Annotated in this window: 1 protein-coding gene; it reads right to left on the bottom strand. The window is 62.8% G+C overall.

The window, feature by feature from the left end:
- Positions 1 to 94: 94 nt before the first annotated feature.
- On the bottom strand, positions 95 to 535 hold the full coding sequence (locus ACE04F_RS13280; RefSeq protein ID WP_486107311.1) for a carboxymuconolactone decarboxylase family protein: 441 nt from the start codon (positions 533 to 535) through the stop codon (positions 95 to 97).
- Positions 536 to 798 lie beyond the last annotated feature (263 nt).

Genomic DNA, 798 nt, shown 5'->3' with positions numbered 1-798 from the left:
CAGTGTGTCAGACCACATCGATGCCGGCTGACGGACCGCTATCGCGAGCAGGCTCGCTCCCACAAGGGCGTTACCTGATCGGAATCAAGGCATCTCAAACCTCGGGCATTTTCCGGAAACCCACCGCCAGCCGGTTCCAGCCATTGATGGCGTTGATCGCCACGCTCAGGTCGACCATCTCCTTGGGCGTGAAATGCTCGCTCAGCAACGCGTAGTCCGCGTCGAGCGCATGGGTCTCGCTCAGGCGTGTCAGCGCTTCGGTCCAGGCCAGTGCGGCGCGTTCGCGGCCGGTAAAGAATGGCGCCTCGCGCCAGGCAGTCACGGCATACAGGCGTCGCTCGGTCTCGCCGTCCTTGCGCGCGTCGGCGGTGTGCATGTCGATGCAGAACGCGCAGCCGTTGATCTGCGAGGAACGCAGCTTGACCAACTCCAGCAGGGACTTTTCCAGGCCCAGTTTCGCCACCGCGTTTTCCAGCGTCAGCATGGCTTTGTAGGCCTCAGGGGAAGCGGTGTAGAAATCGATACGCGGTTGCATGGTGAACTCCTGGAACAATTGGGTGTGGCGCTACGTTAGCCCCGCCCTGGCGCTGGACAAATAGCCAATTGTTGGGAAGTTCGGGTGGCCAATGGCGGCCAAAGCCTATCCTCTGGAAATGGATGCAGGCTTCGTGGCGAGGGAGCTTGCTCCCGCTCGGCTGCGCAGCAGTCGTAAACCGGCTGACTCGGCTTACCTGCCCCACCAAGGCGTCTGGTTCTGGGGCCGCTGCGCAGCCCAGCGGGAGCAAGCTCCCTCGCCAC

Source organism: Pseudomonas sp. AGC41 (assembly GCF_057334555.1).
This window is presented reverse-complemented; position numbering and strand designations above follow the sequence as displayed.

What these genes read in the sequence shown, in the direction of transcription:
- ACE04F_RS13280 (WP_486107311.1), bottom strand. Translation starts at nt 535, where the DNA reads ATGCAACCGCGTATCGATTTCTACACCGCTTCCCCTGAGGCCTACAAA.